The sequence below is a fragment of the Clostridium sp. ZBS2 genome, assembly GCF_023845855.1.
Classification (GTDB): Bacteria; Bacillota; Clostridia; order Clostridiales; family Clostridiaceae; genus Clostridium; species Clostridium aquiflavi.
Genome location: NZ_JAMQIF010000001.1, coordinates 43,712 through 46,319, shown reverse-complemented (window position 1 = coordinate 46,319; position 2,608 = coordinate 43,712). Strand labels below are relative to the sequence as shown.

At 22.3% G+C, this 2,608-nt stretch carries 3 protein-coding genes; 2 read left to right on the top strand and 1 reads right to left on the bottom strand.

Annotated elements, in window-relative coordinates:
* Together NG918_RS00190 and NG918_RS00185 are read left to right on the top strand one after the other, a co-directional pair.
* Positions 1-695: sensor histidine kinase (locus NG918_RS00190; protein WP_252223859.1), on the top strand; the 695-nt coding region annotated here is incomplete at its 5' end.
* Between the two features lie 172 nt (positions 696-867).
* Entirely contained in the window at positions 868-1,824 is a 957-nt protein-coding gene (locus tag NG918_RS00185; RefSeq protein WP_252223856.1) for a DUF2232 domain-containing protein, read from the top strand.
* Between the two features lie 58 nt (positions 1,825-1,882).
* On the opposite strand, the gene NG918_RS00180 is transcribed toward NG918_RS00185, so the two are convergent.
* Positions 1,883-2,461 carry a serine/threonine protein kinase gene (locus NG918_RS00180; RefSeq protein ID WP_252212229.1) on the bottom strand — a complete coding sequence of 193 codons (579 nt, stop codon included), beginning with the start codon at positions 2,459-2,461 and terminating at the stop codon, positions 1,883-1,885.
* Positions 2,462-2,608: the final 147 nt, after the last annotated feature.

The window sequence follows — 2,608 nt, the reverse complement described above, 5'->3', positions numbered from 1 at the left end:
ATAAAAATAATAATTTCAAAAATGCTGAAATAGATTTAATTAAGTACATAGATGGAATTAAGAGAAATTCTTATAGGCTGTTAAGACTTATAAATAATCTAATAGATATAACTAAAATAGATTCTGGTCATTGTAATTTTCAACTACAAAATTGTAATGCAGTTGAAATAATTGAAGACATAGTAATGTCAGTAAGAGAATATATAAAAGAAAATACTAGAAATATAATTTTTGACACAAGTGAAGAGGAAATAATAACGGCTTTGGATAAAAATAAAATTGAAACTGTAATGTTAAATTTACTTTCTAATGCTATAAAATATACAAATGATGATGGAATTATAGAAATAAGAATAAAATACAGTAAAGATAGAAAAAATATACTCATTAGTATAAAAGATAATGGCATAGGTATAGCTAGTAAAGATATAAACAATATTTTTCAAAGATTTAAATATTCAGATAATATACTTAATAGGAGATGTGAGGGGACAGGAATAGGTTTATCTCTTGTGAAATCTTTGGTAGAAATGCATGGTGGAAAGATAATTGCTAAGAATAATCCACTTAAAGGAACAGAGTTTATCTTTTCAATTCCAGTGAGATTAACAGATGATAATGTTAATAATAAAAAAAATTTAGATAGTAATATAGAAAAATGCAATATAGAATTTTCAGATATATATTTTCTATAAACGAAATATTTATTTTACTTATGGTATTTAAGAAAACTATCATTTTGAAAACTATATGAATATACATTATACTAAGTAAAGTAATTAGAATATAAATTTACTTTAATATTTATGTTTAGTTGATATATAATAGTAACTAACAATATTAGATTAAATGAATAAGGTGAATAAATTGGAAACAAAGAAAATGACGGAAGCAGGAGTTCTTACAGCTGTATTTGTAGTAATAAGTATTATAGCAATTGGTACAGGAATAGGATATTTAGGATATTTAGATTTTATAGTTCCAATAATTACTATGCTTATATATTTAAGGTGTGGTTTAAAATACGCCTTATTATCTAGTGTATCTTCAATTTTTATAATAACATTAGCTATAGGAGATGTGGTTTCAGGAATTTGTATAAGTCAAAGTATGGTATTAGGATTTATATGTGGAATATTTGTTGAAAAGCAAGAGACAATTTTAGATGATTTATTTTATTGTTCAATACTGTCATGTGTTGTTATGGTGATGGTTGATATAAACTTTTCTAAGATATTAGGATATAGTCTACTTAAAGAATCTCAAATTTATGTAGATAAATTATTATTTTTAAATAAAACATTAAAAAATGTTTTATATTACATTTTAATAATATCACTTCCAATAGGAACTACATTTATAACATACATTGCATCGTTATTTTTAGGAAAAAAATTAAATCTACTAAGTTCTGTGTCAAATAAAAAATTTTTAGTTATAAGAAATTTTAAGAAATACGGAATAGTAATTTGTTGTTCTAAGAAAATCATAAACATTGGAATAGTATATTTGTCAAGTATGTATATATTATATTTAAATATAGAAATAAGTAAATTTGTGCATTTAAATATAATATTAAATTCAATAAAATATATAGTTATATACTTTTTGTTACAAGATAGTTACAAGTATATAAACAGAATGATTTATACGTTAACTAAATCTAAGCTTTCACTAATTTTAATGGAGATTTTAACTTTGTATATGCTTCTAAATTATTTTATAAAAACAGCAATAGTGTTAATTAGTATTTCATTTATTATGGATAATATTTTAAATTTAAGAGAAAAGCAAATAGTCTTTTTAGATAAGATTTTAATATAATAAATTAGAATAAAAATACAAGAAATACATATGTACGTTCTTGTATTTTTATTTGTTTTTAACATGCGTAGCATCTACAATGTAATTTCTTCTCAGACATAAGAGTAAAATAATCATAACCGTGAATCCAATAACTAAGAAGATCAGGTTTATAATCTAAAAGGTTCTTTAAAAAATTATCAAATAAGTTTAATTTTACTAAAGTTTTTATAATGTCCTTAGGATAGGGCGTAAATTTACTATAAGGATTTCGAGGGTCTATGACTTTAATTTTACTGTTTTTATCTACAAATATATGTGCATTTCTAATATTTAATCTTTTGAAATCTAAGACTTTAAAATCTTCAATTAAATCTATAATCTCTACAGATAAAGAATAGGTTAATCCATTTTTACATAAAAACTCATAAAGATTATCACCTTCTATGAATTCTCGTAACACCATATTTTCAGCCATAAACAGTACATTAGGAAAAAATCTACTCTTTTTTGTTTTTTCAAGAATTTCTACTTCTTTTTCTGCCTTCTTTTTATTATAGAATATTTTTAAAGCAAATCCTTCGGGAGTTAAATAAACCTTTCCTTCATGTCCTTTACCTAAAAATTCACATTGTTTAACATTTAGAAGGTATCTCATTTTATCACTACTATATATTGATTTATAATATTATATGACTATATTACGTTATTGATACGATACTTAAGATTTTTGCTAATTTATAGTGTGAAATAAAACCTTTATTATAAAATTATGTTAATTAAAGTTAAAATAAGGCTATGTTTT

Excerpts from the sequence above, each read along its gene's own strand:
- NG918_RS00180 (WP_252212229.1), bottom strand. The coding sequence starts at position 2,461 with ATGAGATACCTTCTAAATGTTAAACAATGTGAATTTTTAGGTAAAGGA.